The organism is Natronomonas salina (assembly GCF_013391105.1).
GTDB classification, from domain to species: domain Archaea; phylum Halobacteriota; class Halobacteria; order Halobacteriales; family Haloarculaceae; genus Natronomonas; species Natronomonas salina.
The window spans coordinates 2,851,655-2,877,246 of record NZ_CP058335.1 but is presented as its reverse complement, the minus strand read 5'-3'; the positions used below and the strand labels follow the sequence as shown (position 1 = coordinate 2,877,246).

The 25,592-nt window shown below is 71.3% G+C and carries 30 protein-coding genes and 1 tRNA gene; 13 read left to right on the top strand and 18 right to left on the bottom strand.

Annotation, left to right across the window (positions count from 1 at the left end; translation table 11 throughout):
• The first annotated feature begins 269 nt into the window (after positions 1-269).
• From HWV07_RS14920 to HWV07_RS14910, 3 genes are all read left to right on the top strand, one after another.
• The gene (locus HWV07_RS14920) at positions 270-1,583 is read left to right on the top strand and encodes a hypothetical protein (protein ID WP_178335072.1); all 1,314 of its coding nucleotides are present in this window, start codon (positions 270-272) and stop codon (positions 1,581-1,583) included.
• Between the two features lie 97 nt (positions 1,584-1,680).
• The gene (locus HWV07_RS14915) at positions 1,681-3,285 is read left to right on the top strand and encodes a class I adenylate-forming enzyme family protein (protein ID WP_178335071.1); all 1,605 of its coding nucleotides are present in this window, start codon (positions 1,681-1,683) and stop codon (positions 3,283-3,285) included.
• A gap of 107 nt (positions 3,286-3,392) precedes the next feature.
• Positions 3,393-4,679: a glycosyltransferase family 2 protein gene (locus HWV07_RS14910; RefSeq protein WP_178335070.1), complete on the top strand. Its 1,287-nt coding sequence runs from the start codon at positions 3,393-3,395 to the stop codon at positions 4,677-4,679.
• Positions 4,680-4,694: 15 nt separating this feature from the next.
• Here HWV07_RS14910 and HWV07_RS14905 read toward each other — a convergent pair whose 3' ends face one another.
• The 5 genes from HWV07_RS14905 to HWV07_RS14885 all read right to left on the bottom strand — a co-directional run bounded on the left by HWV07_RS14905 (position 4,695) and on the right by HWV07_RS14885 (position 10,121).
• Positions 4,695-5,543: an FtsZ/tubulin family protein gene (locus tag HWV07_RS14905; protein WP_178335069.1), complete on the bottom strand. Its 849-nt coding sequence runs from the start codon at positions 5,541-5,543 to the stop codon at positions 4,695-4,697.
• Between the two features lie 78 nt (positions 5,544-5,621).
• Entirely contained in the window at positions 5,622-7,067 is a 1,446-nt protein-coding gene (locus HWV07_RS14900) for an MATE family efflux transporter (RefSeq protein WP_178335068.1), read from the bottom strand.
• 90 nt (positions 7,068-7,157) lie between these two features.
• Positions 7,158-7,766: a DUF2062 domain-containing protein gene (locus tag HWV07_RS14895; protein ID WP_178335067.1), complete on the bottom strand. Its 609-nt coding sequence runs from the start codon at positions 7,764-7,766 to the stop codon at positions 7,158-7,160.
• Positions 7,767-7,806: 40 nt separating this feature from the next.
• Positions 7,807-8,187, bottom strand: a complete 381-nt coding sequence (locus HWV07_RS14890; RefSeq protein WP_178335066.1) for a hypothetical protein — start codon at positions 8,185-8,187, stop codon at positions 7,807-7,809.
• Between the two features lie 53 nt (positions 8,188-8,240).
• On the bottom strand, positions 8,241-10,121 hold the full coding sequence (locus HWV07_RS14885) for a DUF2339 domain-containing protein (RefSeq protein WP_178335065.1): 1,881 nt from the start codon (positions 10,119-10,121) through the stop codon (positions 8,241-8,243).
• A 92-nt stretch (positions 10,122-10,213) separates the two neighbouring features.
• Here HWV07_RS14885 and HWV07_RS14880 point away from each other — a divergent pair, with 92 nt between their 5' ends.
• The 4 genes from HWV07_RS14880 (at position 10,214) to HWV07_RS14865 (ending at position 13,314) form a co-directional block, all read left to right on the top strand.
• A complete protein-coding gene (locus HWV07_RS14880; RefSeq protein ID WP_178335064.1) occupies positions 10,214-10,984 on the top strand; it encodes a hypothetical protein in 771 nt (256 codons plus the stop codon).
• 244 nt (positions 10,985-11,228) lie between these two features.
• A complete protein-coding gene (locus HWV07_RS14875; RefSeq protein ID WP_178335063.1) occupies positions 11,229-12,281 on the top strand; it encodes a S1C family serine protease in 1,053 nt (350 codons plus the stop codon).
• A gap of 57 nt (positions 12,282-12,338) precedes the next feature.
• Positions 12,339-12,761 (top strand): universal stress protein, encoded by a 423-nt coding sequence (locus HWV07_RS14870; protein ID WP_178335062.1) that lies wholly within the window; start codon positions 12,339-12,341, stop codon positions 12,759-12,761.
• Between the two features lie 103 nt (positions 12,762-12,864).
• Positions 12,865-13,314 carry a universal stress protein gene (locus tag HWV07_RS14865; protein ID WP_178335061.1) on the top strand — a complete coding sequence of 150 codons (450 nt, stop codon included), beginning with the start codon at positions 12,865-12,867 and terminating at the stop codon, positions 13,312-13,314.
• On the opposite strand, the gene HWV07_RS14860 is transcribed toward HWV07_RS14865, so the two are convergent.
• Entirely contained in the window at positions 13,298-13,750 is a 453-nt protein-coding gene (locus HWV07_RS14860; RefSeq protein ID WP_178335060.1) for a universal stress protein, read from the bottom strand. The genes HWV07_RS14865 and HWV07_RS14860 overlap by 17 nt on opposite strands.
• A gap of 163 nt (positions 13,751-13,913) precedes the next feature.
• Between HWV07_RS14860 and HWV07_RS14855 the strand changes: the two genes are divergently transcribed.
• Together HWV07_RS14855 and HWV07_RS14850 are read left to right on the top strand one after the other, a co-directional pair.
• A tRNA-Ser gene (locus HWV07_RS14855) sits at positions 13,914-13,998 on the top strand.
• Positions 13,999-14,137: 139 nt separating this feature from the next.
• Positions 14,138-14,599: a pyridoxamine 5'-phosphate oxidase family protein gene (locus HWV07_RS14850; RefSeq protein WP_178335059.1), complete on the top strand. Its 462-nt coding sequence runs from the start codon at positions 14,138-14,140 to the stop codon at positions 14,597-14,599.
• On the opposite strand, the gene HWV07_RS14845 is transcribed toward HWV07_RS14850, so the two are convergent.
• The 4 genes from HWV07_RS14845 to HWV07_RS14830 form a co-directional block, all read right to left on the bottom strand.
• A complete protein-coding gene (locus HWV07_RS14845; RefSeq protein WP_178335058.1) occupies positions 14,596-14,847 on the bottom strand; it encodes a DUF8142 family protein in 252 nt (83 codons plus the stop codon). The genes HWV07_RS14850 and HWV07_RS14845 overlap by 4 nt on opposite strands.
• 267 nt (positions 14,848-15,114) lie before the next feature.
• Positions 15,115-15,588, bottom strand: coding sequence for a hypothetical protein (locus HWV07_RS14840; protein WP_178335057.1), 474 nt, complete (start codon positions 15,586-15,588; stop codon positions 15,115-15,117).
• Between the two features lie 97 nt (positions 15,589-15,685).
• On the bottom strand, positions 15,686-16,474 hold the full coding sequence (locus tag HWV07_RS14835; RefSeq protein ID WP_178335056.1) for an enoyl-CoA hydratase/isomerase family protein: 789 nt from the start codon (positions 16,472-16,474) through the stop codon (positions 15,686-15,688).
• A gap of 46 nt (positions 16,475-16,520) precedes the next feature.
• Positions 16,521-16,805 carry a DUF8081 domain-containing protein gene (locus tag HWV07_RS14830; protein WP_178335055.1) on the bottom strand — a complete coding sequence of 95 codons (285 nt, stop codon included), beginning with the start codon at positions 16,803-16,805 and terminating at the stop codon, positions 16,521-16,523.
• A gap of 59 nt (positions 16,806-16,864) precedes the next feature.
• Between HWV07_RS14830 and HWV07_RS14825 the strand changes: the two genes are divergently transcribed.
• A complete protein-coding gene (locus HWV07_RS14825) occupies positions 16,865-17,302 on the top strand; it encodes a bifunctional nuclease family protein (RefSeq protein WP_178335054.1) in 438 nt (145 codons plus the stop codon).
• A gap of 6 nt (positions 17,303-17,308) precedes the next feature.
• Here the strand turns inward: HWV07_RS14825 and HWV07_RS14820 are convergent, their stop codons facing one another.
• Positions 17,309-17,905 carry a DUF7097 family protein gene (locus HWV07_RS14820; RefSeq protein WP_178335053.1) on the bottom strand — a complete coding sequence of 199 codons (597 nt, stop codon included), beginning with the start codon at positions 17,903-17,905 and terminating at the stop codon, positions 17,309-17,311.
• A 93-nt stretch (positions 17,906-17,998) separates the two neighbouring features.
• Between HWV07_RS14820 and HWV07_RS14815 the strand changes: the two genes are divergently transcribed.
• A complete protein-coding gene (locus tag HWV07_RS14815) occupies positions 17,999-18,181 on the top strand; it encodes a hypothetical protein (RefSeq protein ID WP_178335052.1) in 183 nt (60 codons plus the stop codon).
• Between the two features lie 42 nt (positions 18,182-18,223).
• On the opposite strand, the gene HWV07_RS14810 is transcribed toward HWV07_RS14815, so the two are convergent.
• Together HWV07_RS14810 and HWV07_RS14805 are read right to left on the bottom strand one after the other, a co-directional pair.
• Positions 18,224-18,739: a hypothetical protein gene (locus HWV07_RS14810; protein ID WP_178335051.1), complete on the bottom strand. Its 516-nt coding sequence runs from the start codon at positions 18,737-18,739 to the stop codon at positions 18,224-18,226.
• A gap of 92 nt (positions 18,740-18,831) precedes the next feature.
• The gene (locus tag HWV07_RS14805) at positions 18,832-19,314 is read right to left on the bottom strand and encodes a metal-dependent hydrolase (RefSeq protein WP_178335050.1); all 483 of its coding nucleotides are present in this window, start codon (positions 19,312-19,314) and stop codon (positions 18,832-18,834) included.
• Positions 19,315-19,401: 87 nt separating this feature from the next.
• Between HWV07_RS14805 and HWV07_RS14800 the strand changes: the two genes are divergently transcribed.
• Both HWV07_RS14800 and HWV07_RS14795 read left to right on the top strand, forming a co-directional pair.
• Positions 19,402-19,782 (top strand): DUF5789 family protein, encoded by a 381-nt coding sequence (locus HWV07_RS14800; protein ID WP_246279776.1) that lies wholly within the window; start codon positions 19,402-19,404, stop codon positions 19,780-19,782.
• A 47-nt stretch (positions 19,783-19,829) separates the two neighbouring features.
• Positions 19,830-20,267, top strand: a complete 438-nt coding sequence (locus tag HWV07_RS14795; protein WP_178335049.1) for a DUF302 domain-containing protein — start codon at positions 19,830-19,832, stop codon at positions 20,265-20,267.
• 46 nt (positions 20,268-20,313) lie between these two features.
• Here the strand turns inward: HWV07_RS14795 and HWV07_RS14790 are convergent, their stop codons facing one another.
• From HWV07_RS14790 to HWV07_RS14775, 5 genes are all read right to left on the bottom strand, one after another.
• Positions 20,314-21,786, bottom strand: coding sequence for an HPP family protein (locus HWV07_RS14790; protein WP_178335048.1), 1,473 nt, complete (start codon positions 21,784-21,786; stop codon positions 20,314-20,316).
• A gap of 69 nt (positions 21,787-21,855) precedes the next feature.
• Positions 21,856-22,002: a hypothetical protein gene (locus HWV07_RS14785; RefSeq protein ID WP_178335047.1), complete on the bottom strand. Its 147-nt coding sequence runs from the start codon at positions 22,000-22,002 to the stop codon at positions 21,856-21,858.
• Positions 22,003-22,027: 25 nt separating this feature from the next.
• Complete coding sequence (nreA, locus tag HWV07_RS14780) at positions 22,028-23,317, bottom strand: DNA repair protein NreA (RefSeq protein WP_178335046.1); 1,290 nt, start codon at positions 23,315-23,317, stop codon at positions 22,028-22,030.
• 91 nt (positions 23,318-23,408) lie between these two features.
• Entirely contained in the window at positions 23,409-23,663 is a 255-nt protein-coding gene (locus HWV07_RS20155) for a DUF7344 domain-containing protein (protein ID WP_425487792.1), read from the bottom strand.
• A 154-nt stretch (positions 23,664-23,817) separates the two neighbouring features.
• A complete protein-coding gene (locus HWV07_RS14775) occupies positions 23,818-25,563 on the bottom strand; it encodes a bacterio-opsin activator domain-containing protein (RefSeq protein WP_178335045.1) in 1,746 nt (581 codons plus the stop codon).
• Positions 25,564-25,592: the final 29 nt, after the last annotated feature.

The following is a 25,592-nucleotide window of genomic DNA, read 5'->3' as shown; positions in this document are numbered from 1 at the left end:
CGACGACTTCACAGCGGCTTTCGCGGTTCCTTCTTTCGACCGAGCCGAAACGGTCGAGCGCCTGCATCTGGATCCGTAGCCCCGTGTCTACCCAGCGCTCCGATGAGACGATTAGCGCTGGGACGCAAGTGATTCCACCTGCTGAAGTCCGTTCCGGGCCGCTCCGCCGCGCTTCGCTCTTGCTCCGAGATCAGTTCGATCGGGTTTCGAGAGAACCTAGATAACCCCTTTTTGATGGGATAACCGATAAGCTGGTGGATACTTGCCACATGAACAACAAACGTAACGTACTGGTAATCGCAGTCACGGTGTTCACCATCGTCGGCGTCCTCGCGACGCCGGTGGCGGGCGTCGGGCTGACCGATACCGACGGCGAGGAACAGGACGCGCAACTGGACGATGCGTCGCTCGAGGACGCGACGACGTCGGGTAGCGAGACCCTCGGGACGACGGGCGACGACTCGGCCGGCGATCAGGACGGGTCGAAGGACAAGGACGGCGACGACGGTGCCGACCAGTCCAACACCCAGGAGAACGTCGAGGACGACCCGGTCGACCCCAACGTCGGCTCCGGGAACTCAGTGACCATCGGCCTCGGCGACCAGAACCTGACGCTCGAGTCGCCCACCGTCGACGACAACCGGACGAACGACGAGGACGACGTCGACGGCAGCGAGGAGGGCGACTCCAACCAGCAGAGCCAGCAGTCCAACAGCGACAACGACGCCGTCGACGCCGACGCGCTCAACGGCAACTCGGTCGTCATCGCCGTCGGCGGGAACGGGACCCACGGCGACGACGGCGGCGACTCCGGGAACCAGGAGAACGACAACGGCCAGTACAACCAGCGCGAGGGCGACTCCAACCAGCAGAGCCAGCAGTCCAACAGCGACAACGACGTCGCCGACGTCGACCTGCTGAACGGCAACTCGCTGGCCGTCGCGCTCCTGAGCGAGGACACGTACGCCGGCGACGGCGGCGACACCGGCAACCAGGAGAACGACAACGCGCAGGGCAGCGAGTGTTCGGACAGCGACGCCAACCAGCAGAGCCAGCAGTCCAATAGCGACAACGACGTCGTCGACGCCGCCGCGGGCAACGGCAACTCCGGTGCCCTCGCCATCGGCAGCAGCGACACCCACGCCGGCGACGGCGGCGACACCGGCACCCAGTACAACGAGAACTGGCAGACCAACGGCGGCGACTGCGGCGGGCAGTCGAGCCAGCAGAGCCAGCAGTCCAACGGCGACAGCGACGTCGTCTCCGCGCTGCTGCTGAACGGTCACTCGCTCGCCGGCTCGCTCGGCAGCGACAACACCACCGCCGGCGACGGCGGCGACACGAACAGCCAGCGCAACCAGGACGTCAAGAAGGGCGGCAACGGCGAAGATAGCGACACCAACCGCCAGCACCAGGCGGACAGCAACAACTCGGCGGTCGTCCCCGTCGAGGGCGGCAACGACATGTCGAACTCCGGCGGTGGCGGCGACTCCGGGACGTCCGCCGGCGAGGGCGGCGACACGGACAGCCAGGAGAACTACAGCAACCAGTTCACCACCGGCCCCGGCTGCTACGTGGTCTGATCTGACGTGAATTGAAACCCAGTTGGACCGTTGAACGGGTTTCGACGGTCTCTCCTGGTAAGCAACGTTTACCCTTTTTCGCCGGGACGTACGGACGATGACGAATCTCGTCACGGATATCGGAGAGACCGCCGCGGCGTCGCCCGACGCGACGGCGATCGGCTACCGCGGTCGGGAGATAACCTACGAGGAGTTCTGGTCGCAGGCGGGCCGCTTCGCGCAGGCGCTCGCGGACGCCGGCGTCGAACCCGGCGACCGCGTCGGGATCTACCTGCCGAACCTCCCGCAGTACGTCGTCGCGTTCCACGGCATCCTGCGGGCGGGCGGCATCGTGGTCCCGATGAACCCCCAGTACAAGTCCCGGGAGATCGAGCACCTGCTCGGCGACTCCGGCGCCGTCGCGGTCGTCGCGCTGGCCGACCTCGTCCCGCAGGTCCGGGAGGTCCAGGACGACACGGACGTCCACACCGTCGTCAGCGTCGGCGACGCCGAGGGCGCCACCGAGTTCGACGACTTCCTCGCCGACGGCGAACTCGACGTCGTCGACCGTGACGACGACGACGTCGCCTGCCAGCCGTACACCTCGGGGACGACCGGCACGCCGAAGGGCGTCCTCCTCACGCACGGCAACCTCGCCTTCGAGGCGCGGGCCTCCCCGAAGATCCACGACGGCATGAACCGCGAGGACAAGGTCCTCGGCGTCCTCCCGCTGTTCCACATCTACGGGATGACGGTGACGATGCTGGCGACCCTCTACGAGGGCGGGAGCTTCTGGCCGCTGCCCGAGTGGGACGCCACGGAGGCCCTCGAGCTCATCGAGTCGGAGGGCATGACCATCGTCCACGGCGTCCCCGCGATGTTCAACGACGTCGTCAACCAGCCGGACGCCGACGAGTACAGCCTCGAGACGGTCCGGTTCGCCAACGCCGGCGGGTCGAGTCTGCCGCTGGAGGTCATGCGGCGCTTCGAGGAGCTCTACGAGCCGAAGCTGCTGGAGGGGTACGGCCTCACGGAGACGGCGCCGGTCACCCACGCGAACCGCCCCGACGACCGCCGGGCGGGCTCGATCGGCAAGCCGCTGCCCGGCGTCGAGTCGAAGGTCGTCGACCACAACTTCGAGGAGGTCGAACCGGTCCCGGAGGGCCCCGTCGACGACGAGACCGAACTCGACGAGGTCGTCGGCGAGATCGTCATCCACGGCCCGAACGTGATGAAGGAGTACTACGAGCGCCCGGAGGCCAACGAGGAGTCGTTCACGTACGAGGACCGCGAGGCGCAAGGCGCCTCGGACGGGTCGAGCGAGGAGCGGAGCGACTCGAGAGACGGCAAGCGCTGGTTCCACTCCGGCGACCTCGGCTACTACGACGAGGACGGCTTCTTCTACATCGTCGACCGCGAGAAGCACATGATCGTCAGCGGCGGCTACAACATCTACCCCCGCGAGGTCGAGGAGCTGCTCTTCGAGCACCCCGACGTCGCCGACGCCGCCGTCGTGGGCGTCCCCGACGAGCGCCGCGGCGAGACCGTCACCGCCTTCGTCGTCACCCAGCCCGACGTCGACGTGACCGAAGAGGAGATCAAGCAGTACTGCCTCGACAACCTCGCGGCGTACAAGCACCCCCGGACGGTGAACTTCGTCGACGAACTGCCGCGGACGACGACCGGCAAGGTCCAGAAGTTCGAGCTGGAGGACTTCGAGTGACCGGGTCGCCGTCGGACGGGACGTAGACGCCTCTTACTCGCCTCCCGGCCGGCAACGAATTACAAAATTGATAAGCCGTCGTTGACATCTCCCCCACGAGAAGGCAGATGACGGGCTACCTCACCCGGGCCGCCGAGTACGGCGGGTACTGCACCGCCACTGTCGGGCTACTCGCCTTCGGCTTCGTCACCGGTCAGAACGTCCAGTCGGTTACACTCGATCTATTGGTGGCGACGGTGCGGATCGTCCTGCTGGAGGCCGTCTCGTCGGCCATCGGCTTCGCGGTCTTCGGGACCGTCACCGGACTTCTGCTCCTCCGCGAGGTACGGACCGAACCGGAGGAACCGAGCCACGAGGGGCCGCCCGTGACCGCCATCGTCCCCGTCTACCGCGACGCGAACGTGCTGGCCAACAGCGTCGAGAGCCTCGCGGCCGCCGCCTACGAGGACCTCCGCGTGGTCGTCGTCGGCGAACACGACGACGCGGCGAGCCGCCGGGAGGCCCTGCGGCTGGCCGACGAGTACGACCGCGTCGAGTGGCTCGAGAACGGCTACGCGGGGTCGAAAGCCGGCGCCATCAACTACGCCGTCGAGCGCGCCGAGACCGACCACTTCGTGGTGTTCGACGCCGACGAGGTCGTCGACGAGGCGTTCGTCTCCGCGGCGATGGAGCGGCTCGTCGGCGACTACGAGGTCTTCCAGGGGCGCCGCGTCCCCCAGCCGACCGGCCCCATCGAGACGGTCGCCTACTGCGAGCGCGTCCTCTTCCAGGCCGGCTACAAGCTGGTCGAGCTGATCGGCTTCCGGAACTGCCGCAGCTCCTCGACGGCGTTCACCCGCGAGGCCTTCGAGACCGTCGGCGGCTACGACGACGTCCTCACCGAGGACCTGGACTTCTCCCACAAGATCTACCGCGCCGGCGTCCCCGTCGCCCGGGCGCGGTACCGCACCAACGAGATGGAGGCGCCGCACACCCTCCGGGACCTCTGGGGGCAGCGGAAGCGCTGGCGGATCGGCCAGGTCGAGGTGCTCCACCGCACGCTCCGCGAGCTGGTCCGGTCGCCGAGGAACCCCCGGGCTTACGTCTCGACGATCCGCATCGTCTCCAGCCTGCTGGGGAGCATCTTCCTGCTGACGCTCGTCTCGAAGTTCGTCCTCCTGCTCCTGCTGGACCTCGAGCTGTTCAACCTGCTGCCGCTGGCGGCCATCCTGGGGACTGTCGCCGCGGTCGCCGCCGTCGATCGCCGGAACGGCGACATCGACGGCCTCTCGGTCAGCTGGTTCGCCACGCCGCTGGTCTACCCCTTCTTCGGACTGATGACGATCAAGTCCGTCCTCGAGTACCTGTTCAGCTGGGAGGGCGAGTGGTACCACGTCGAGAAGCTGGGCCAGTAGCGCCCCCGCCGGGCGTCACTCCCGGAGCCTGACCGAGACGCCGGCGAACCCGCAGTGCTCGCAGGAGAGGGTCGTCCGGCCGCCCAGCGAGTACGCCGCCAGCGACGACGCACACCGGGGGCAGGGGTCGCCGGGCGCCGCGCGGACGTTCGCGACGCTGGCGACGACGAGTCGCACCCGGACGGTCTCGGCGAGGTCGTCGTCGACGCCGCCGCCCCAGATGACGTGGGCGTCGGGGCCGACGCGGCCCCGGACGGCGGTGACCGCGTCGCTGACGTCCTCGACGCTCATCGCGGGGCCGCCGAGCAGGTCCACGAGGACGCCGTCGGCGGGGTCGGTCTCGACGCCCGCCGGCAGCGACGCGAACGCCGCGGCGGCGGCGTCCTCCGGCGCACCCTCCTCGCTCGAGCCGACGCCGAGGGCGGCGAGGTCGACGGGGCGGAGCAGCGTCCGGGCGTCGGCGAGGTCGAGGTTGACGAAGCCGGGGTCGCGGACGACGGAGACGAGCGTGCCGACGGCGTCGGTCAGCGCCGCGGCGTCGTCGCCGGGCGCGAGCACGACGCTGTCGACGCGCTCGGCGAGCGCCGCCAGCAGGTCGCGCTCGCCGGGGTCGGGCCGGTGCGGCAGCGCGACGACGGCGACGACGAGCGGGGCCTCCGGGACCGACTCCGGGAGCGCCTCCGGCGGGGTCGCCCCGTCGACCGCGAGGACGACCGCGTCCGGCGTCGCGGCGTCGTCGGTGGCGGGGACGTCCGCTTCGGCCACCGCCGTCGCGGCGGCCTCGCCAGCGTCGCCGCAGCCGAGGACGAGTACCGACTCGCCCAGCGCGTCGGCGGCGACACGGAGCTCCTCGTCGGTCGTCATGGGGTCGGGGAGCCTACCGACGCCGGGGCCAATACCTTTTGCCCCGAATCCTCGAGTGAGGCAGTCGGCGGGACGACCTCAGTCGTCGGCGACGCCGGCCTCGGGGCGGTACGCCCGGCTCACGCGCTTCCACTTCCCGCTGTCGAACCGGTAGTAGTTGAGCGCCGCCGGTACCGACGTCTCCGCGAGGAACGCCAGGTAGAGCCCGTAGATGCCGAGCGGCGTCGTCGCCCCGAGGAAGGTGAGGGGGATGGAGCAGCCGAACATGCCGACGGCCTGGCTGACGAACGGCCACCGGGTGTCCCCGGCGGCGTCGAGCGGGCCGGCCGCGCCGCCGGAGACCCCCTGGAAGACGATGGCCGCGCAGGCGACCCGGACGAGGTCGACGGCCAGCGGGATCTCCGGGGCGGTCGGGTCGTCGACGAACAGCGTCACGATGGGGTCGGCGAAGACGAAGACGATCGCGCCGAAGACGAGGTAGACGGCCACGGAGAAGCGGATGATCTCGCGGCCGAAGGCCTCGGCGGTCGCCTCGTCGCCGGTGCCGAGTTCCTGGCCGACGAGGCTCGAGGAGGCGAGGCCGAACCCCCAGCCGGGGGTGTTCATCAGCCCCCAGACGCGGCGGGCGATGACGAACGCCGAGACGACGTCCTGGCCGAAGACGTCGAGGATGGCGAACATGGGGAACTCGGCGACGGTCCAGGCGAGGTTCCGGCCCATCACCGGCAGGCCGATGGCGACCAGGTCGGAGATCGTCCCGGGGTCGACGTAGTCACCGAACGGGTCGACGGTGACGGGGAAGGCGCCCGCCCCCGGGAACCGCCCGGCGGTGAGACCGATGGCGAAGGCCGCCGTGACGACGACGTTCGAGAGGACGGTCCCCATCGCGGCGCCGACGACGCCAATCCCGAGCCCGAAGATGAGGAGGGCGTTGATGCCGACGTTGGCGACCGCGCCGCCCGCCCGCAGCACCATCGCCGTGTAGGCGTCGTCGGAGCCGACGAGGACGCGGCTGCCGACGAGGTTCAGGCCCGCGAACGGGACGCCGAGGCCGACCACCTGCAGGTAGTCGCCCCCGAGGCGGACCACCTCGGGGTCGCTGCTCAGCAGGCCGATGAGTTCGGTCGAGAACGTCCAGAAGACGGCGGCGACCGGGAGGCTGGCGGCGACGACGAGGAAGACGCTGGAGCGGACCGCCAGCCCCAGGTCCTCGTGGGCGTCGGCGCCGAACCGCTGGCTGACGAGCGCGATGGTCCCGCCGGCGACGCCGCCGCCGATGGAGAAGGCGAGCCCCCAGAACGGCCCGGCGATGCCGACCCCCGCGATGGCCGCCGAACCGACGGCGACCCCGACCATCGCCACGTCGACGGCGTTCTTCGACATCCGGGCGAGGCCGGTGACGATGCGCGGCCACGCCAGGTCCGTCGTCCGGCGGGCCCGCGACTCGGTGATCAGGCCCGCCCGCGCCAGGGCGAGGCCGATCGCGAGGATGGCCAGCCGGAAGGGGTTCGGATACCGGGACACGACCCTAACTGACCGGTCAGTCAGTCAAATGTCTTGCCTTCCCGGCCGGCCGCGTCGCTGGTCGGCACGGCGCGAGAGAACGCTCCGAACTCAGTCCCGGGGTCGCTCGGCGTTCGCGGGGTCGGTCTGGCCGCCGTCGGTGGCGGCCTCGCTGTCGGCGGTCGCATCCGGGGCCGCCGCAGCGGCGGGGTCGACGCCGCCGGGGAGCCGCCGGACGAGCCGCTCGAAGTTGCGCTCGAGGAAGCCGACCTCGCCGGAGCGTCGGCGGTACTCGACGGTCAGCCGGTAGCCCAGGAAGTAGGCGATGACGGTGAAGACGACCGCCAAAATGAAGTTGCCGACCAGGAGGCGGCTGACGATCTGCGGGCCGGCCGACAGCGAGATCTCGGTGACGCTGATGCCGGAGACGGGCCCGAGGATCTCGCTGCCGAGCCAGAAGCTCGCGCCGTAGACGCCCCACTTCACGACCGGGTTGAGGACGATGACCGAGGCGAACAGCGCGATGCGGGAGGCGTTCTCGAAGAGGTAGGCGATGAGGAAGAACAGCAGGACGCCGGTGCCGAGCGTCGGCAGCGCGGTGATGAAGATGCCGAGGGCGAAGCTCGCGGCGACCTGTCTGGGGGTGTGGGTCTCCTGGAGCGCGTCGTGTATCTCTCGCCGGGTCTTCGCGAGGATTCGTCGCGCGCGCCTGCGGAGCATCTATCCCCCTATACCAGGCCGAGCCGAATGAAGCTAACGACTATCCCTCGATCTGGAGCGTCAGCCGGTAGTCCTCGCCCGCACGTCGCGCGTCCGCCCGGACCGTCTCGCGGCGGCCGGCCAGATCGATCCCGAGGTGGGCCTCGAGCCGCTCGCCGACCTCCCGCAGCCCGTCGGAGGGGCCGGGGTCGGCGTCCCAGACGACGCAGCGCTCGACGTGCTCGCCGTCGACGGCCGTCTCCACGACCGCGTCGGCGGCCGTCGACAGCGAATCGGCCTCCAGGGAGAGCGGGTCGTCGACCGATTCGGTCGGCGCCAGCGAGAGGCGCCACGTCGCGCCCCGGCAGCTCCGCCCCGGGTCGGTGATGCAGCCGGCCAGCCCCGCGGCGACGGCCCCGAGCAACAGACGTCGACGCGCCATGCCCGTCGCTGGGCGCCAGCGCTCGAAGGGGCTTGCGGTCCCGACCGGACGGGTCACTTCCCGCCCGGGAGGTCTATCCCCAGGTCGACGTCCGCCCGCGTTCGGGCGTAGCCGTACGACGCGGCCAGCAGGACGGCCCCCAGCACGAGGAACGACAGCGTCCGCGCGACGGTGTCGAGTCCCCGGGTGTCGAAGAGGAACACCTTGGCGGTCGCCAGTCCGAGGACGCCGACGCCGAGCAGGCGGACGCCGCGGCGGTCGCCGGCGAGGCCGACGGCCAGCAGCGCGACGCCGAACAGCGCCCACGCGACCGAGATGCCGACCCCGGAGAGCTCCAGGCCGAGTCCGACGACCGCGATCACCGTCGCCGCGGCGGCGTACGGCGCGCTCACGGTGATCTTCCGGCTCCGCTCGGCGTCGTGCAGCGAGCCCTCGCGGACCGCGAACCACCGGGCGAGGCCGTAGAACACGGCGACGCCGAGCGCGAAGGCGACGGGACGGCCGGTCAACGCCGCGAGCGGCTCGGCGGCGTCGAACCCGGCCAGGTCGCCGGCGTCGAAGACGAGAATCTTGCCCGCGACGCCGACGGCGACGACGTGGGCGCCGGTGCGGAAGGCGGGCGCGTCGTCGACCGCCGAGAGACCGACGGCGAGGCAGACGACCGCGAGGCCGGCGACCGTCGTCCAGAACGGCCCCAGGGCCTGCCCGAGGCCGACCGCCAGCAGCACGACCGACGTCGCCGCGGCGGTCCCGTCGCGCCTGCCCGGTACGCCAGCGTGGCGGTGGAGGACCGACGGGCGATCCGTGAGGGCGTAGAACACCGCCAGCGCGAGGCCGACGAGGACCGTCCCCGCGCCCTCGACGAGCGGCTCCGCGAACAGTCCGAGGAGCGATATCTCGAGGAGGAGCGCCGCAAAGAGGCCGTTCGAGACGGTGAGCGCGACCAGACCGCCCCGGAACAGCGGGTCGTCGAACCGGTCGTACCGCCGGAGTGCGTAGCTGCCCGCGAGGTACAGCAGGAACGTCGCGCCGGTGACGACGGCGACGCCCCACGACGGCGGGTCGAGGTCGAGCAGCCAGAATCCGACGACGGCGTAGGTCGCGAACACGCTGGCAACCACCAGGCCGCTCCAGGACCGGACGGCGGCGATGGCGACCAGTCCGCCCGCCAGCAGCAGCGCGTACGTCGGCGTCAGCACCAGCGTGGTCGCCTCGGTGCTCAGGTAGGCGGTGACGTAGCCGAAGAGGAACGCCTCGCCGGCGACCAGCGGCGCCCGGTCGCGGATGGAGACGGCGGCGGTCGCGCCGACCAGCAACGTCATCGCGGCCAGCGCCGCCCACAGCGGGGTTCCGATGGCCTCCCGGTAGCTCGCGAAGCCGTAGGCGGCGTAGATGCTGAAGTACGCGACCGCGAGGCCGGCGCCCGACGCGATGCGGCCCCAGCGGACGTACCCGCGTCGGGTCGCGGCGTACCGCCCGACCGCGAGCAACGCGAGTCCGCCGACCGTCCCCGCGGCGACGCGACCGAGCGGGCCGAGCATCCCCCGCTCGATGGCCAGCCGGACGAAGAAGACGACGCCGACGACGAGCGCGAGCGCGCCGAGGAGTCCGAGCCACCTGACGCCGACGGCCAGCTCCCAGTCGCGACCGCTCTCCTGGGTATCGCCCACCTGGGTCCAGCCCCCCGCGGTCGATTCGGGCGTCGCCGTCGATTCGTCTCCAGGGGGCCCCGTCGGTCGAGCCGCCTCGGCATCCGTCGGCGGCGGGGCATCCGTCGACGGTCCGGTCTCGGCTTCGCTGGCGACGGGGTCCGAGGGCCGGTCGGTCGGTTCGCGGTCGGTCGCTTCCTCGAGCGCGTCGAGGCGACGGTGGAGGGCGTCGACCTCCGATTCGAGGCGCCGCACCGCCTCGCGGAGGTCCGCGTCGTCGCTCATGGCGTTCGGCACTCGTCCGCCGCTCCCATAAATGGCCGGGCGCGGCCGGACGAGAATCAACACCTTTCAGGGAGGGCATCCGAGGGGCAATCATGGGACCGACCCCGCTCTTCGTCGGTGGCGGCGATCCGGCGGTGACAGTGCTGTTCGCACGGCTGCTGGCCTACGGCGTCATCGCGGTCGCGGCCGGCGTGCTGCTCGTCTACCTCGTGCAGTACGTCCGGCGGGTGCTCGCAGAGGGGTTCGACTACGAGTGGGGGTACCTCGCGGTCGGCGTCGGGGCGGCGGCCGTCTATGGCGTCGCCGGCGTCGCCGCACAGCTCACCGACCTGCCGTGGGTCAACGTCTTCGTCGAGGGCGCCGTCCTCTTCTTCATCCTCTTTCTCGGCCTGGGCATCCGCGCGATGTACCACGCCGAGCGCACCGTCGAGAGCCCCTCCCGACTGCTGCCCGTTTGGGTGGACTACGTCGTCGTCGCGGCGTTCATTGTCGCCTGGTGGGCGGGCTTTCTCGTCGCCAGCGAGTGGGTCCGACCCGTCGTCGCCGTCGGCTGGGTGGCCGCGTCCGTCTGGGCGGTCTTCTACGCCGTCCAGACCGTCCGGGTCTACGAGGGCACGACCCTCGCGGCGCTGACCCGCCACCTGCTGCCGGCCATCCTCGGGACCGTCGTCATCGTGATGACCGACCTCGCGGCCGGCATCGTCGGCTTCGACCCCGGCATCGTCGACGCCGTCTGGCTTGTCGGCACCGTCCTGGTCGCCGCGTTCCTGTTCAACACCGCGGTCACCATCCGCCAGCAGGAGGGGGAGGTCGAACGGCTGTACGACCAGACGACGTGGCGACAGCAGACGATGGAAGACTAGCGCGGTTCGGAGCGAGCGCGAGACGTGAACGAAGTGAGCGTCTCGTTCGGCGAGCGGGGAGTGGAACGACCCGCGAGCAAAGCGAGCGAGAACCGCGAAACACGAGCGGCGAACGGAGTGAGCCGCGAGTCGTCCACGACGACCTCGAGTGACGAGCGGGGAGTGGAACGACCCGCGAGCAGCGGGTTCGTGTGACGTATCCTCGCGTCCGAACCACTTTTCCGGTCGACGTCCAACGGGGGGTATGGAAGACCCGACCCGACGTCGATTCCTCGCGGCTGCGACCGGCCTGGCTGCCGGCCTCGCGGGCTGTCCGACCGGGTTCCAGGAGTCGGCGGAACCGGTCTCGAGGTCGTCCGCCCCGGCGAACCGGACCGGTCGGTACACCGAGGTGTACGAGGGGACCGTCGGTTCGGTCACCTACGTCGGCGACGCCCGCGGCGGCGGCTCCGGGTTCGTCTACGAGGACTACGTCGTCACGAACCAGCACGTCGTCGCCGACGCGGACTCCCTGGACGTCAGGTTCGCCGACGGCGAGTGGCGCGAGGCGGCGGTCAACGCCAGCGACGTCTACGCCGACCTCGCGGTGCTGGCGACGGACGTCCCGGACGACGCGCCGCCGCTGTCGTTCGTCGACAGCGTCCCGCCGGTCGGGACGGAGGTGCTGGCGCTCGGCAGCCCCTTCGGCCTGGAGTCGTCGGTGTCGACCGGCATCATCAGCGGGAAGAACCGGTCGTTGCCGGGACCCACCGGATACTCTATCCCGAACACGGTCCAGACCGACGCCGGGCTCGACCCCGGCAACAGCGGCGGTCCGCTGGTCACCATGGACGGCGAGGTGACCGGCATCGCGGTCGCCGGCGCGGGGACGAGCGTCGGCTTCGCCGTCTCGCCGCTGCTGGCCCAGCGGGTGCTTCCGGAGCTGATCCAGACGGGGAGCTACGACCACCCGTACCTCGGGATCAGCCTGCTCCCGGTGACGCCGACGCTCGCCGAGGCGAACGACCTCGAGGCAGCCCGCGGCATCTTCGTCCTCGAGTTGCGCGACGACGGCCCCGAGGGCCAGACGCTGCGCGGCGCCGACGGCGAGACGGTCGTCGACGGCCAGCGCGTCCCCACGGGCGGCGACGTGCTGGTCGAGCTCGCGGGCAACCGCATCGACTCGAACGCCGACCTGGGGACGACGCTGGCCCTTGAGCTCTCGCCGGGCCAGCGCGTCGACGCGGTCGTGATCCGCGACGGCGAGCGCCAGGAGGTCACGGTCCCCATCGGCGCCAGGCCCGACCCGGAGGCGTAGGCCCCGACCGACGAACGGCCTCCGGGCTTTATGTGTTACGGCACGGTAGCAAACCACATGCACGTCCTCGTGCCGGTCGACGGCTCCGATCCGTCCGTGGCGGCGCTGGCCCACGCCTTCGAGCAGTTCGGCGACGACGACATCACGGCGCTGTACGTGATGGACCCCGTCGACGGGGCGACCACGTGGGGGCCCGGAAGCGCCGGCGACTGGCTCTCGAGCGCCGAAGAGGGAGCCGAGACCGTGCTCGGCGACGCGGAGGAACGGGCGGTCGCTGCAGGCGTCGACATCGTCACGGACTCGGTGGTCGGCCGGCCCGCCCGCGCCATCGTCCAGTACGCCGAGGACGAGGGCGTCGACCACGTCGTCATCGGGAGTCACGGCCGCGACGGCATCAGCCGCGTCCTCCTCGGGAGCGTCGCCGAGACGGTCATCCGGCGATCGCCGGTGCCCGTGACGGTCGTCCGGGACCGGGACTGACGGCCGCCGCGCGGAGCGACGGGCCACGCCCGCCGGGGACCGCGTCGAGGGGCGGCGCTGGTCGACGTCCGGCTTTATCCAGTCCGCCCGCCTACCCCCGCGCATGTACGACACCATCCTGGTGGCCACCGACGGCAGCGAGGACTCGGCGGCGGCCACCGACCACGCGATGGCGCTGGCGGCCCCGACCGGGGCGCGGGTCCACGCGGTCGCCGTCGTGGAGACGCGGACGGCCTACGACAACGCCATCGTCGACCCCGACGAGGTCCGGGAGAACCTCCGGGCGGACGCCAGGGAGGCCGTGGACGCGGTCGCCCGCGTCGCCGAGTCGGCCGGCGTCGACTGCGAGACGACGGTCGACGAGGGGCCGCCGCCGGAGCGGCTGCTGGAACAGGTCGAGGAGAGCGGCGCCGACGTCGTCGTCCTCGGGGCGACCGGTCGGTCGGGGTTCAAGCGGCTCGTCCTCGGCAGCACCACCGAGCAGTTGCTCTCGCAGTCGCCGGTGCCGGTCGTGGTGGTCGGCCGCGGGAACGAGTCTAGTCGGGGTGCCTGACGATGTGGACGTCGTAGCGGGGGTCGTTCGAGACCGGCGCGCCGATGCTCGAGAGCGGCTGTGAGACGCTGGCGGCGTTCTCGCTGCCGAGGAAGACGATCTCGGCGTCGAGCTCGCCGGCGACCTGCCGGATGGTCCGGACGATGTTCATCGTCGTGGAGGCGTACGGCTCGTCCTCGGGGTCGGTCGCACGCTCGCTCCGGAACGTCGCGTCGGGGGCGATCTTCTCGGCCTCGTCGCGGAGCTCGAGGGCGAAGAGCTCGGAGTCGTACTCCTCGCCCTCGTCGACGAGGCCGCGTTCGCGGACGTAGTCCTCGTCCGTGGGGACCACGACCAGGACGACGACCTCCTGGTCGAACGCCTCGCCGAACTGCGTGGCGCGTTGCAGGGCCGCTTCCGAGAGCTCCGAACCGTCGTACGGGACGAGCAGCGTCATGTCGTGTCAGAGGGTGGCAATCCCCTTTGTTCTTCCCACGCCGACGCATCGGACGCGACCCCGCCGGCACTGCCCGGCCGCGTTCGAGAGCGACCGCGCGACCCTCGCCGTCGTTCCGGTAGACCGAAACCCATAAAGTCGAAACCGTCCCACGTCCGAGTGAGCCGAGGTAGCCTAGCCCGGCCAAGGCGGTTGCTTCGAGAGCAACTGTCCTCACGGACTCAGGAGTTCAAATCTCCTCCTCGGCGTTCTCCAACTCGAAGCGTACCCGTAGCGCAATCGCCGGCCAGGGGCCGATCAATTCGTAACCCCGCTGCAGGCGTGCTAGTCCCCACCAGTACCCGCAAATATCGCCACCTTCTTGCTCGCCCCCGTCGGGGTTCGGCCATGGAGATCGTCGAGAACAGCCTCGGGCCCAGCCTCGAGGCGTTCCTCTCGCGGCCGCTGTTCGGCCACCTGGCGACGCGGGCCCCCGAGGGACCCCGGGAGTCGCCGGTCTGGTACCTCTGGGAGGACGAGGCGGCCTGGATCCTCGGGGACGCCGCGACGGACACGTTCCCGTCCCGCATCGAACGCGAACCGGCCTGCGCGCTCGGCGTCGTCGACTTCGACGCCGAGCGCGGCCTCGTCCAGCACGTCGGCATCCGCGGGGCGGGCAGCGTCGAGCCCTTCGACCCGACGCTGGCCGAGCGCCTGCTGGCGCGCTACCTCGGGCCCGACCGCGAGGACTGGGACCCGCGGTTCTCGGAGTACGTCGCCCAGCCGACCGACACCGCGCTGCTGGTCCGCGTCGAACCGGAGACGGTCGTCGCCCGCGACCAGTCGTACGCGCCGGCGCCGGTCCGCTAGACGCCGCCCTCGTAGTCGCCGCCCCCGGCGCGGTCCTCGGCGAAGCCGCCGCGGACGGCGATCCACCCGATGACGCAGATGAAGAGGATCGGCGGCAACAGCAGGAACCCCCACAGCGGGTCCATCCCCCACCACATGATGAGCAGCAGGTTCCCGATCCCGAGGAGGACGAACGGCGCGATGATGATGGTCGCGTCCTTCCGTCCCTTGCGGAACCCGCCGTCGTCCGTCCGCGCTGGGTCGCTCATTGGCGGTCCTTCGGCGCCCGGCGAGAAAAACGCCTGGGTTCCGGGACGCCGACGGCGTTATTTACGCTTGCAAAGAGTTAATAATATCGAGTCGAAAGGGCCGGTGCGCCGGGTCGATCACACCTATCCCCCCATCCCCACCATCCCCGACGTGGACCCGATGGCCCGGCGCTCCTGCCGTTCTCCGGGCGACGATCGAGGAGCGTCAGCGAGGGCTGACCGTCGGCTGAGAGCGAAATCGAACGCGGAGAAGAACGCTACTGGCCGTCAGAACAAGCCGAGCTTCGAGGCGATCTCATAGCCGAGCTTCGTGGCCTCGACCTTCACGGTGTTCGTGACCCCGACGCCCTCGACGTCGACGCGCTCGGACCGGTAGGCGTCCATCGCGGCGCTCTGGGGGTTCTCAGACTGGGCGACGTCGCGGATGGTCGCCTCGTCCGTCGTCACCCGCATCGTGGGGTCGTGGGTGCCCTCCTCGAAGGAGACGACCTGGCCCTCGTCGTCGGTGACCGCGGTGTAGACTTCGTCGGACTGCCCGTCGCGCTCGACGGTCAGGGTGACGCGCTCGTCGGCGAACCGGTCGCGGACGACGTCGGGCACCTGATCGACGTTCTGGTTGTAGAACTCGACGACCTCCTGGGCGTCTGCCTCGCTCGTCTGCTCTGCCGCGGCCACCGGTGCGGCTGCCAGACCGACCGACAGCAGCACGGCGAGCGCGACGGCGAGTGCTCGGAGTCGCATACGACAACATTCTGACGAGCATGTAATAGGTTTCTGGCCATATCGGTCGACGAAACCGCGGAGCGGGCTCGGCGGGGTGATCCCGCCTCCGCGCGGGTCACTCCCCGCGGAACTCCGGGTCGCGCTCCTCGATGCGGGCCTCGAAGCCCTCGCGGTAGTCGCGGGTGTCGTCCAGTTCGCGACCGAGCGACCGCTCGTACTCGAGACCCTGCTGCAGCGGCGTCTCGAGGGCCGTGTTCAGCGCCTGCTTGGCGTTCCGGAGGCCGAGCGGCGCGTTCTCGCAGAGGCGGTCGGCGAACGCCCGCGCCCGGTCGTCGACCTCGTCGGGGTCGCAGACCTCGTGGACGAGCCCGCAGTCCAGCGCCTCCTCGGGGTCGATGAACTCGCCGGTGAGGACCAGCTCCTTGGCCTTCGAGAGGCCGACGAGCCGCGGGAGCCGCTGGGTCGCGCCGCCGTGGGGGAACGTCCCCAGCTTCACCTCGATGACGCCGTAGGTCGCGTCGCTGCCGATGACCCGGAAGTCGCAGGGCAGCGTCAGCTCGAAGGCGCCGGCGGGGGCGGCGGTCTTGATGCCCGCGACGACCGGCTGTCGGGCGGTCTCGATGGCCTCGAGCAGTCCGGGGAAGACGTCGCGGTCGATCTCGGAGTCCTCCTCGACGCGGTTCCGCATCATGTGGAGGTCCATCCCCGCACAGAAGACGGGCCCCTCGCCGAGCAGCGCCACCGCGCGGACGTCCTCGTCCGCGCTGACGGTCTCGAAGGCCTCCGTGAGGTCCCGCATCAGGTCCTCGGTCATCGCGTTGCGCTTCTCGGGGCGCGAGAGGTAGACGTCCGCCCGCGGGCCGTCGCGGTCGATGCCGGCCAGTCCCGTGCCAACTGATTCCATACTCTCGGAGAGCGCGGCGACCCGCTTAAAATTCGGGGACGGACCCCTACAGCTCCGTGAATGCCACCTGGTCGCCCGGCAGCTCCTCCTCGTTGCCGCGCAGGCGGCTCCGGCGGGCCAGGAGGTAGCCGTCGGCCGGCCCCTCGTCGAGCGGGTGGGCGTCCTGGACCCACAGCGTCCGGCCCTGCGGGCTCACCTCGCGGGCCCACTGGCGGGCCAGCGCCTTCGAGTCGAAGCGGCGGAAGCGACCCTCGTCGGCGACCCACTCGCCGGCCGCGCCGCTGACCCGGCGGGCCGACGGTTTCACGGCGACGACGTAGGGGTCGCCCATACCCGGACGTCGTCGCTGGGGGCGAAAAGCTTTGGTGCAGCTTCCACCAGTGTTACGTGATGACACACGAGGCGGACGTCCGCGGTCTCGGGATCAGCGTCGACGAAGGTGGCGACGAGGGCGCCCCAGTCGTCGTCCTCAACGCCCGCGACGAGGCGGTCCCCATCTTCATCAGCGCCGACCAGGCGAAGTCCATCTCCCACGCGCTCGAGAGCCGCCCCTTCGAGCGGCCGCTGACCCACGACCTGTTCGTCGAGATGCTCACGGAGTTCGGCGGCGCCATCGACCGCGTCCGCATCGACGGCCTCTCGGAGAACACGTTCCTCGCGAAGATCGACGCGGAGCGCTACGCCGACGGCGAGCGCGAGAAGGTCGTCTTCGACGCCCGGCCCAGCGACGCCATCGCCGTCGCCCTCCGGGTGGACTGCCCCATCCTCGTCAGCGACGACGTCCTCGACGAGGCCGGCCAGCCGCCGGACGCCTTCGACCTCGAGTGAGCGGCGTCACCCCTCCCGGCCGTCGCCGTCGCCGAACCGGTCGGCCGCGGTCTCGAAGCCGAACTCCTCGTGCTCCTTCGAGCGGCGCCCCTCGGCCTCGGCGATGGCCTCGGGGTCCGGCGCCACGTCGTCGTCGAGCCGCGCCCACGACTGGTGGATCTTCGCGTGACACCACCGGCAGATGTACACCGTGATCTCGTGGGCGAGCTCCTTCCGGTGGTCCGCTTGCGGGTCGCTCTGCTCCCCGCTCGCGTCCGAGGCGCGTCGCGCCTCGCTGTCCGGATACTTCAGGTGGTGCTCCTCCAGCAGCGGCCGCTCGTTCTCGTGGGCGACGCGGCGCTCCTCGAGCCCGCAGCGGACGCACTCCTTCGAGCGCTGCCGCGCCCGGAAGTGGGGGCAGTCGCTCCAGTCCCACTCCCCTTCAGGGTCGGCCGCGGGACACCGCAGGTCGTCCTCGTGGCGCTCGCGGGCGAACTCGGGGTCGTGGTGGCCGTGCTCGGCGGCGTAGCGGCAGCGGCCGTCGTCGGTGAGGTGGTCGCAGCGGTCGACGGTCGCGTAGGGGTCGTCCACTCCGACCGACGTCCCCCGCGGCGTCTTCTCCATGCCCACGCGTCCGTCGTCGCCGGATTTCAACCTTCCGTCCGGGTCGGTTCCCGGGCCGGAACCGTTATCGGGCGCGGGGGTGGTGAGTCGGGCATGAACCAGTTCGTCGGCCTGGTGGCCTTCTCCATCGGGCTGGGGCTGTTCGTCTTCCCGCAGGGCGTCGCGGCGGGGGTCGGCGAGCGGTTCGGCCGGACGGCCGGCCACTGGGAGACGGTCGCCGTCCGCGCGGTCGGGGGCCTGGGGATGGCCGTCGGGTTCTGGCTGCTGGTGGTCTGAGAGCGAGGGCAGAGGCCGAATAGCGGCGACGCGCCGCCGAGGTCAATCGAACCGGGCAACTATCGCGTCGAAGAGGTCCCCCTTGACGCTGTCGCCGTACTTCGCGGCGGTCTTGGCGACGTAGGACTGCGAGGGGTCCCGCCCGTCCTCGGCGAACTCTTCGACGAACCGCCGCAGTTCGTCGGCCGCGTTGCGGCTGAGGAACCAGTCCAGTTCCAGCCGGTGGTCGACCCCCCTGTCGAGTTCCTCGAATCCCCCGGGATCGAGGACTCGAAGCTCGTCGACGTCGCCCGACGACCCGGACGACGCGACGACGTACCGCGCTGTCCGGGTGCCGTTCCGGTCGGCGAACCGGACCGCTACCACCCGGTCGCCGGGATCGGCGCGGTCGTTCACGTACCGTCGGAGCGTCGCCGCGTGCTCGTCGACCGCCGCGCCGAACGCGTCGGCGTACCGGCCGGCGTCGCCAGGCTCGGTGCTGGATTCGGCCATCTTCCGCGAGACGCCGCCGGTCGCCTCGACGAGATGTCCGACCGTGTCGGTGTTGAAGAGCGCCATCAGTATCGGATAAGGAAAGGCGACACGGCGCCAAGTGTTCGGGGCTGTCATTCGCAAGCCCGCACCGGGTCGGGGCATCGCGTCGACCGGTGCTACGGCCAGACCGCAATCTGGCAGCCGAGCGCGAACAGCGTCCCCAGCCCCAGCAGCGCCGCGTTGGCCCGGGGGTTCTTCGCCGGCGTCAGGTCGAAGCTGTGGTGCCACCCCGAGAGCGGCGCGAACGGCCGGATGCCCATCGGCGTGATGACGTCGGCCAGCAGGTGCGAGGCCAGCGAGACGAGGGCCGCGCTGCCGGCGGTGGTCGCCAGCGCCGCGGGCCGACCGGCGAGGAGTCCGACGAGCGCGCCGCTGGCCGCCAGGACCGCCGCCACTCCGAGGACGAACCAGACGGTGTGGGTCGGCCCGCGGTGGTCGGCCGGGACGACCTCGAACTGGTCGGCGTCGGGGAGCGTCGAGAGCGCGACGGCGACCCCGGTGCCGAAGAGCGCCAGCGCCGGCTCGCCGCTGCGGGTCAGCGCCGCCGCGACCGGCGCGTAGCAGAACAGCGCCGCGCCGACGTGTCCGGGGCCGTACACGTCGGAACTTGCGGCTCCGCGAGTATGAATCGCTCGCGTCGGCCCGGGTTCGTAACAATTAGGGCGGGACGCCCTGAAGGCGGAGCCATGAGCGACAACGGCGAGGAGGAGGAAGACGAGCCGGTCGTCGAACTCGGCGAGGGCGACGAGGTCGAGGGCGCGCCGGTCTCCCGGGTGACCTCGCGGCTGTTCTTCCCGATCGAGAAGAGCGAGGTCGTCCGCCGGGAGGGCGGGACGACCCTCAGGACGCCGGACGGCCCCCAGTCGGTCAAGGACGTCCTCGGTAGCAGCGACGAGGTCTACTTCGAGACCAGCCAGGACTTCGTCGGCACCGTCCGGTCGGTCGTCGGCACCGGCCCCGTCCCGACGACGGGCGACGGCGGGTCGAGCGGTTCGAGCAGCGCCGGCGACGCCGCCGCGGACGAGGACGCCGACGACGGCGAGTTCGAGTTCGACGACGAGGCGTAGCGACGGCCAGGGTGAACTCTTTTGCGGTCGCGCGCCCATCCGTAGCCATGAGCCTGACCTTCGACCCCGCAGACGTCGACCCGGAGGACATCGGGGAGCGACAGACGACACTGGAGATGGACCACGAGGAAGCCGTCGAACACGTCCGGGAGGTTGCCCTCGATACCGGCTTCGGCATCCCAGTGGAGTTCTCGCCCTCGGACCTGCTCAACGAGAAAGTTGACGCCGACCGCGACCCCTACTACGTGCTGGGCGCCTGCAACCCGGAGATGGCCGACCGCGCGCTCGACGTAACGCTGCAGCAGGGCGCGCTGTTCCCCTGTAACTTCGTCGTCTGGGAGGAGGAGCCCGGCCTCCAGCGTGTCTACCACGTCTCCATCATGAAGATCGCGCGGCTGGTCGGCATCGCTCCCGACAACGAGGCCTGGGAGGGTATCGTCGAGGACACCGGCGCCCTCGTCGACGACTTCTTCGAGCAGGTCTGACGGGGCGCTACCAGCGGCGGATAGCTGGCGGCGGTCAGCGCCGCCGCTACCGCCGTCGGTCGACGATGGCGATGTCGGTCTCGATGTCGTCGATGCGCTCGAAGGTCGGCGGCGAGAGCAGCCTGGAGGCGCGGCTCCGGTCGCGGCTGGCGCCGACGATGACGAGGTCGTTCGTCCGCGCGAGGCGGCGGACGAACGCCTCGATGGGGGCCTTGTCCACCCGCGTCTCGATGCGACCGTCGGCGGTCTCCACGAGGTTGGCCAGCATCTCGGTGGCCTGCCGGCGCTCCCGGTCCGAGTCGATACAGCGGGCGACGCTGACGCGGCCCTCCGATCCGACGAGCCGGAGCGCGAAGTCGATCATCGCGTGGGCGGTGTCGCTGGCCCGGCGGACGGGGACCACGACCCGTCGCCACTCCGTCCGGCCACCGTGGGACTTGTGGACGAGGACGTCCATCCGCGCGTCCAGCAACTGCGTGACGAACCGCGTCAGGTCGCCGTCGGCGTCGGTCTCGTAGGGCGTGGCGATGAGGTCGCAGTTGGTCTCCCGGGCCGTCTGCCGGACCGTCGAGGCGACCGAGCCGTCCGTCGCCGCGACGACGACCTGACAGGGGACATCCAGGGTCGCCTCGACGCGAGCGGCGAGCGTCTCGAGGTCCGACGCGGTCGCCGCGACCGTCTCGTCGGTCGGCACCGTCGACGCCGCCTCGACGGTGTCGGCTTCCACGTCGGACTCGGACAGGGCGTCGGCCTCGTCGTCCTCGACGACGTCCAGCAGGACGACCTTCCCGGCGTCGTGGGCGGCGGCCAGGCGGCCGCCGAGCATCGCCGTCGCCTCGGACGTCTCGCCGCGCATCGGCACGAGCACGTGGTCGTCGCCGCGGATCGACTGGTAGAGGTACCGCGCCCGCTGCTCGTAGAAGAGCTCCCGCCAGACGGTGAAGACCCCGGCGACGATGCTGGAGGCGAGGACGACGCTGACGACGAAGGACAGCTGGTCGCCGGGGTCGACGAGCAGCCCGAGCAGCGCCATCGAGAACGCCGCAGCCTCCTCGACGTCCAGCGCCCAGGTGACGGCGCCGGTGAGGAACACCGCGAACGCTGCGCCGGGCGCGTCCACCTCGATGGCCGACGGCGGCAACCCCGGGTAGACGAACCGGACGGCGATCGCCATCGCGATCCACGCGCAGACCGCGCCCGCGGTCAGGCCGGCGACGAACCGCGTCGGCGAGGCGTACTCGCTCTCGGGGTTCGCGAACAGCGCGTAGGTCCCGGCCGCCAGCGGCGGGAACAGGAAGAAAGAGAGCTGGTCGATCCGGGCAGAGAGGTACGTCAGCAGCGCGACCATGAACGGCACGAACAGCAGGATGGAGACGTGGACGATGGTCCGGGTCTCCTCGAGGCGCCGGCGGAGCCCCCGGGGGAGGCGTCTCGGGGTCCGGCGGAGCCCCCGCAGCCGACGACGGAGCCGGCGCATCGTCCGATCGAACCGGTCGCGCAGGCCCAGCCGGTCTCGCATACACGTCGTGACCGGGAGCGGCGGCTTAAACCCTCGGCGGGCGAGCGGTACCACGCCCCTCGGCCGCGGTCACTCCCGGCCCAGGGTTCGCTCGAAGACGCCCCGTTCGCGGAGCGCCATGTAGAGGTACAGACAGGGGAACACGAGGAAGGCGACCGCGAGCAACGCGACGAACAGCGCCGGCCCGGAGAGCAGGTCCGCCGAGAGCAGGAGCATATCCGAGGGAAGCGGCGAGGCGGCCTTAGTCGCTTCGAGAGCCGCCGGCGCCGCCGCCGAACGCCGAGAGGTCCGACTGGATGCCCGCGGCCATCGTCGACTTCCGGCGGAGGTCGGTCAGCGAGACCGGGAGCTGCGGGACGAGCTGGCGGACGGCCTGGTGGAGCGTCTCGGCGACCGCGGGCTCGGCGTCGAAGGCGTTCCGGATCGACTCGCGGATCTGCCAGACGCCGACCGGCGCCCAGTACTCGTTGGTGGCGTGGCGGATGACGAGCACCTTCGCCTGCCGGTCGCGGTCGGCGAGCTCCTCGAGGACGCCCAGCCGGGAGGCGTAGTAGGCCCCGGAGGTCTCGTCGACGTACTCGGTGCGGCCCTCGAACCCCTCGCTGTCGGCGGCCATGTAGAGCTGGCCGTCGGGGTCCGGATTCCAGATGGAGCCCGGCGCCTTCAGCTCGACGAGCTCGAACTCCCAGTCGCCGGGCGTCGCGATCACCCAGTAGTCGTTGCCGACGTAGCTGTTGTGCCAGACCATCGTCCGGTCGATGGTCGAGGCGTTGCGGATGGTGCCGCGGAGGTACTTCCCGACGGTGTCGTCGACGGCGGTGATCGACCACCGCGTCGGGACCAGCCGGCGGTTCTCGCCCTGCCCGAGCGCGCCGACCGAGAGCACGTTGTTGATGTCGTAGACGTCGAAGCCGCGGCGGTAGAGGTAGGTCATCGCGCCCTCGGCGCGCCAGTCGTCGTCCGAGAGCGTCTTCTCGATGGCGCGGGGAACGTGGGGGTTCTCGGTCACCTGCGCGCGCTCGGCGCTGGCGCGGGGGCCCCGCGGCGCGGCGATATCTTCGAGGGAGCCGTCGAGGCCGAAGCCCGGCCTGTCGTCGAGGCCGAGCTCGACGTCGACGGGGCGGTCGGCGATGGCGACCTCCCGCTGGGTGCCGACGAAGCCGTCCCAGACGTCCTCGACGTCGACGTTCGACCGACGCGTGGAGTTCAGCAGGCCGGTCCGCTTCTGGAAGACGTCGTCGATGTCGAAGCCCTGCCGGTACCAGTCGCCGCTGGTGACGTACCCCTCGGCGTCGTCCTCGTCGCCGACGGGCGCCAGCAGGCCGGCGGAGACCCGCGGGTACGAGGAGCGACCGACGAACACCGAGGGCGCCGTGGAGCCGACGAGCGTGTCGTCCGAGAGCGTCTCGTCGAAGCGCGTCCGGGCGTCGTCGATGTAGTCCGTGACGGCGTAGGACTTCTCCTCGGCGAGCTTCCGCAGTTCGACCGACTCGTCGCGGTCGAGGTCGTCAACGTACTCGTCGAGGCGCATTCGTCCCTCCTACTCCCCGCGTGGCCTTCAACCGTTCGACGGCGCGGTGAAAGTGGACCTTCGACGCCGGCTCGAGAGCGCTGGACGCCGGCTACACCGCGTCGAGCAGCATGTTCGACCGCCAGTCCTCGACCAGCTTCGAGGCCGGGTCGAACGAGACCAGGCCGGCGTCGTCGAGCCTCGGGAGGTGGACGTGGTAGAGTTCGATCGCGATACGCTGTCGGCGGTCCCCCGCGACCGCCCCCGTCCGAGGGGTCGCTCTCCTCCGACGTCCTCCCGTCCGTGGCCGGCTCGCCGACGAAGCCGTCGTCCGACTCCGCCTCGTCGACGGCCGCGGCGAGCTCATGAAGCGGCACCGGCGGCTCGCGGTCGGCCAACGCGGATAGCGTCTCTCGGCGGCGCTGGTGGGCGAACGCACCGATCGCGTCACCGGGTTCGTTACTGTGGTCCCTCATTGTAGGTGAGCTGAGGGGTCGAGCCGACCTCAACGCGAGCCCTGATTACTCTGGGTCGGGCGTCCGGCGCGCCAGCCCGTCCTCGACGAACCGGTCGACGACCTTCGCCTCGGCGCGCCGCAGATGCTCGTGGAACGTCTGCGGCGCGACGTCCATGGCCGCCGCCAGCTCCTCGGCGTTGCTGTCCCGACTGGGCCACTCGTAGTAACCGCCACGGTGGGCGGCGACGAGCGCGTCGCGCTGCCGGTCGGTGAGGCCGGCGTCGATCGCCGCCTCGCCACCTCGCGGGCCGTCGTCCGCCGTGCTCCGACCGCGCTTCCCGACGAGGTCGGCGTCGCCCGCGACGGCGTCGACGACGGCGCGCATCGTCGCCGCGTCGTCGACCTCTGCGACGAGGAGGCCGCCGTCGGCCGCGACGGTGCAGGACCGGACCGCGCCCCCGGCCGCGACGACGTCGTGGACCGGCGACGGCGGCCGGTACCGGAACTCCAGCCGCCCCGGCGCCTCGTCGCCCCCGGCGTCGATCACGCGGACGGATTCGACGGCGTCGTGGTCGGCCGCCCGCGACTCGACCGCCGCGGCCGGGACGCCGCCGACGCTGGCGTACACGACCACGGCGCCGTCGCCTCCGGGGACGACGTCGCTGAACTCGACCTCGGCGTCCTCCCCGGCGCCGAGGGAGGAGAAGAACGGCAGGGCGTCCTCGCGGAGCCGGAAGCGGAGTTCGAGCGTCTCGTCGGCGTGGAGGAACCGCTCGGTCTCGACGGCATGGACGGCGAAGCCGGCGCTCTCCCCGAGGACGTCGAAGGCGGCGGCCTCGCGCTCGTCGAAGGCGTCCGGACGGCGGCCCGTCACGGCGAGGACGCCGTAGACGGCCTCGCGGTGTCGGAGCGGCACGGCCGCGACGGCGGGGTCGCGGTCGTCGTCGGTCGAGGCCGGCGCTGACCGCTCGCGGTCGACGCGCGTCTCGCCGGCGTCGAGGGCGGCCCGGACGACCGCCGCGGTCCGCTCGTCCACGTGGGCGGCGGCGGGCGGGTCGCCGGCGTCGGCCGCGACTGACCGCTCCCTGACGGTGAACCCGTCGTCGGTCGGCGTGGGGTCGACGACCGCTGCGGCCGCGTAGGCGCCGTCGGTGGTCAACCGCTCGCAGACGCTCCGCTCGACCTCCGCGCGGGTCGTCGCGCGGCCGAGCGAGGCGACGATCTCGCGGACGAGTTCGCCGATGCGGTTGACCGCCTGGAGCTCGGCGTTGCGCCGCTCGACGGCGAGCTCCGAGAGCTTCCGGGCGGTGACGTCCAGGTGGACCACGACCGCGTAGCGCTCGCCGTCGCGGTCGAAGCCGCGGGCCCACATGACGAACCAGCGGAGCTCGTCGGGGCCGTGGCAGGGGTACTCCATCGAGAACGGGCCGCCGTCGCCCTCCAGGACGGACCGGATGCCCGCGGCGGCGCGGTCGGCGTGCTCGTCGTCGCTGCCGTCGCAGACCTCGAGGTAGTTGACGCCGACCGTGTCGACCGGGCCCTCCAGGTCGTTGGCCTCGCCGAAGGCGGCCCAGGTCCGGTTGGTGTGGCGGATGGTGCCCTCGCCGTCGAGCACCGCGACCTGCGTCGGCAGGAGGTCGAAGGCCGTCCGGACGAGGGCGTCCAGCGAGTCGCCGGACTCGTCGGGAGGCTCCGCCGAGCTCGCCTCCGCGTCGTTCGCCGGCTCGGGCTCTCCGGCGGGAACCCAGCCGGCAGGGTGGCCGTTCACCTCGCCCGGGGTACCCTCGCCGGATTCCTGGGAGTCGCCCATCGACTGTGGTATCGGTTCGCAGGCTGAAA

Coding starts and splice junctions, on each gene's coding strand:
- HWV07_RS14830 (WP_178335055.1), bottom strand. CDS start 16,805: ATGGGCGACCCCTACGTCGTCGCCGTGAAACCGTCGGCCCGCCGGGTC.
- HWV07_RS14910 (WP_178335070.1), top strand. CDS start 3,393: ATGACGGGCTACCTCACCCGGGCCGCCGAGTACGGCGGGTACTGCACC.
- HWV07_RS14875 (WP_178335063.1), top strand. CDS start 11,229: ATGGAAGACCCGACCCGACGTCGATTCCTCGCGGCTGCGACCGGCCTG.
- HWV07_RS14810 (WP_178335051.1), bottom strand. CDS start 18,739: ATGGCGCTCTTCAACACCGACACGGTCGGACATCTCGTCGAGGCGACC.
- HWV07_RS14850 (WP_178335059.1), top strand. CDS start 14,138: ATGGAGATCGTCGAGAACAGCCTCGGGCCCAGCCTCGAGGCGTTCCTC.
- HWV07_RS14840 (WP_178335057.1), bottom strand. CDS start 15,588: ATGCGACTCCGAGCACTCGCCGTCGCGCTCGCCGTGCTGCTGTCGGTC.
- HWV07_RS14895 (WP_178335067.1), bottom strand. CDS start 7,766: ATGCTCCGCAGGCGCGCGCGACGAATCCTCGCGAAGACCCGGCGAGAG.
- HWV07_RS14885 (WP_178335065.1), bottom strand. CDS start 10,121: ATGAGCGACGACGCGGACCTCCGCGAGGCGGTGCGGCGCCTCGAATCG.
- HWV07_RS14835 (WP_178335056.1), bottom strand. CDS start 16,474: ATGGAATCAGTTGGCACGGGACTGGCCGGCATCGACCGCGACGGCCCG.
- HWV07_RS14905 (WP_178335069.1), bottom strand. CDS start 5,543: ATGACGACCGACGAGGAGCTCCGTGTCGCCGCCGACGCGCTGGGCGAG.
- HWV07_RS14825 (WP_178335054.1), top strand. CDS start 16,865: ATGACACACGAGGCGGACGTCCGCGGTCTCGGGATCAGCGTCGACGAA.
- HWV07_RS14890 (WP_178335066.1), bottom strand. CDS start 8,187: ATGGCGCGTCGACGTCTGTTGCTCGGGGCCGTCGCCGCGGGGCTGGCC.
- HWV07_RS20155 (WP_425487792.1), bottom strand. CDS start 23,663: ATGAGCTCGCCGCGGCCGTCGACGAGGCGGAGTCGGACGACGGCTTCG.
- HWV07_RS14860 (WP_178335060.1), bottom strand. CDS start 13,750: ATGACGCTGCTCGTCCCGTACGACGGTTCGGAGCTCTCGGAAGCGGCC.
- HWV07_RS14845 (WP_178335058.1), bottom strand. CDS start 14,847: ATGAGCGACCCAGCGCGGACGGACGACGGCGGGTTCCGCAAGGGACGG.
- HWV07_RS14800 (WP_246279776.1), top strand. CDS start 19,402: ATGAGCGACAACGGCGAGGAGGAGGAAGACGAGCCGGTCGTCGAACTC.
- HWV07_RS14820 (WP_178335053.1), bottom strand. CDS start 17,905: ATGGAGAAGACGCCGCGGGGGACGTCGGTCGGAGTGGACGACCCCTAC.
- HWV07_RS14920 (WP_178335072.1), top strand. CDS start 270: ATGAACAACAAACGTAACGTACTGGTAATCGCAGTCACGGTGTTCACC.
- HWV07_RS14785 (WP_178335047.1), bottom strand. CDS start 22,002: ATGCTCCTGCTCTCGGCGGACCTGCTCTCCGGGCCGGCGCTGTTCGTC.
- HWV07_RS14815 (WP_178335052.1), top strand. CDS start 17,999: ATGAACCAGTTCGTCGGCCTGGTGGCCTTCTCCATCGGGCTGGGGCTG.
- HWV07_RS14880 (WP_178335064.1), top strand. CDS start 10,214: ATGGGACCGACCCCGCTCTTCGTCGGTGGCGGCGATCCGGCGGTGACA.
- HWV07_RS14795 (WP_178335049.1), top strand. CDS start 19,830: ATGAGCCTGACCTTCGACCCCGCAGACGTCGACCCGGAGGACATCGGG.
- HWV07_RS14865 (WP_178335061.1), top strand. CDS start 12,865: ATGTACGACACCATCCTGGTGGCCACCGACGGCAGCGAGGACTCGGCG.
- nreA (WP_178335046.1), bottom strand. CDS start 23,317: ATGCGCCTCGACGAGTACGTTGACGACCTCGACCGCGACGAGTCGGTC.
- HWV07_RS14775 (WP_178335045.1), bottom strand. CDS start 25,563: ATGGGCGACTCCCAGGAATCCGGCGAGGGTACCCCGGGCGAGGTGAAC.
- HWV07_RS14870 (WP_178335062.1), top strand. CDS start 12,339: ATGCACGTCCTCGTGCCGGTCGACGGCTCCGATCCGTCCGTGGCGGCG.
- HWV07_RS14790 (WP_178335048.1), bottom strand. CDS start 21,786: ATGCGAGACCGGCTGGGCCTGCGCGACCGGTTCGATCGGACGATGCGC.
- HWV07_RS14915 (WP_178335071.1), top strand. CDS start 1,681: ATGACGAATCTCGTCACGGATATCGGAGAGACCGCCGCGGCGTCGCCC.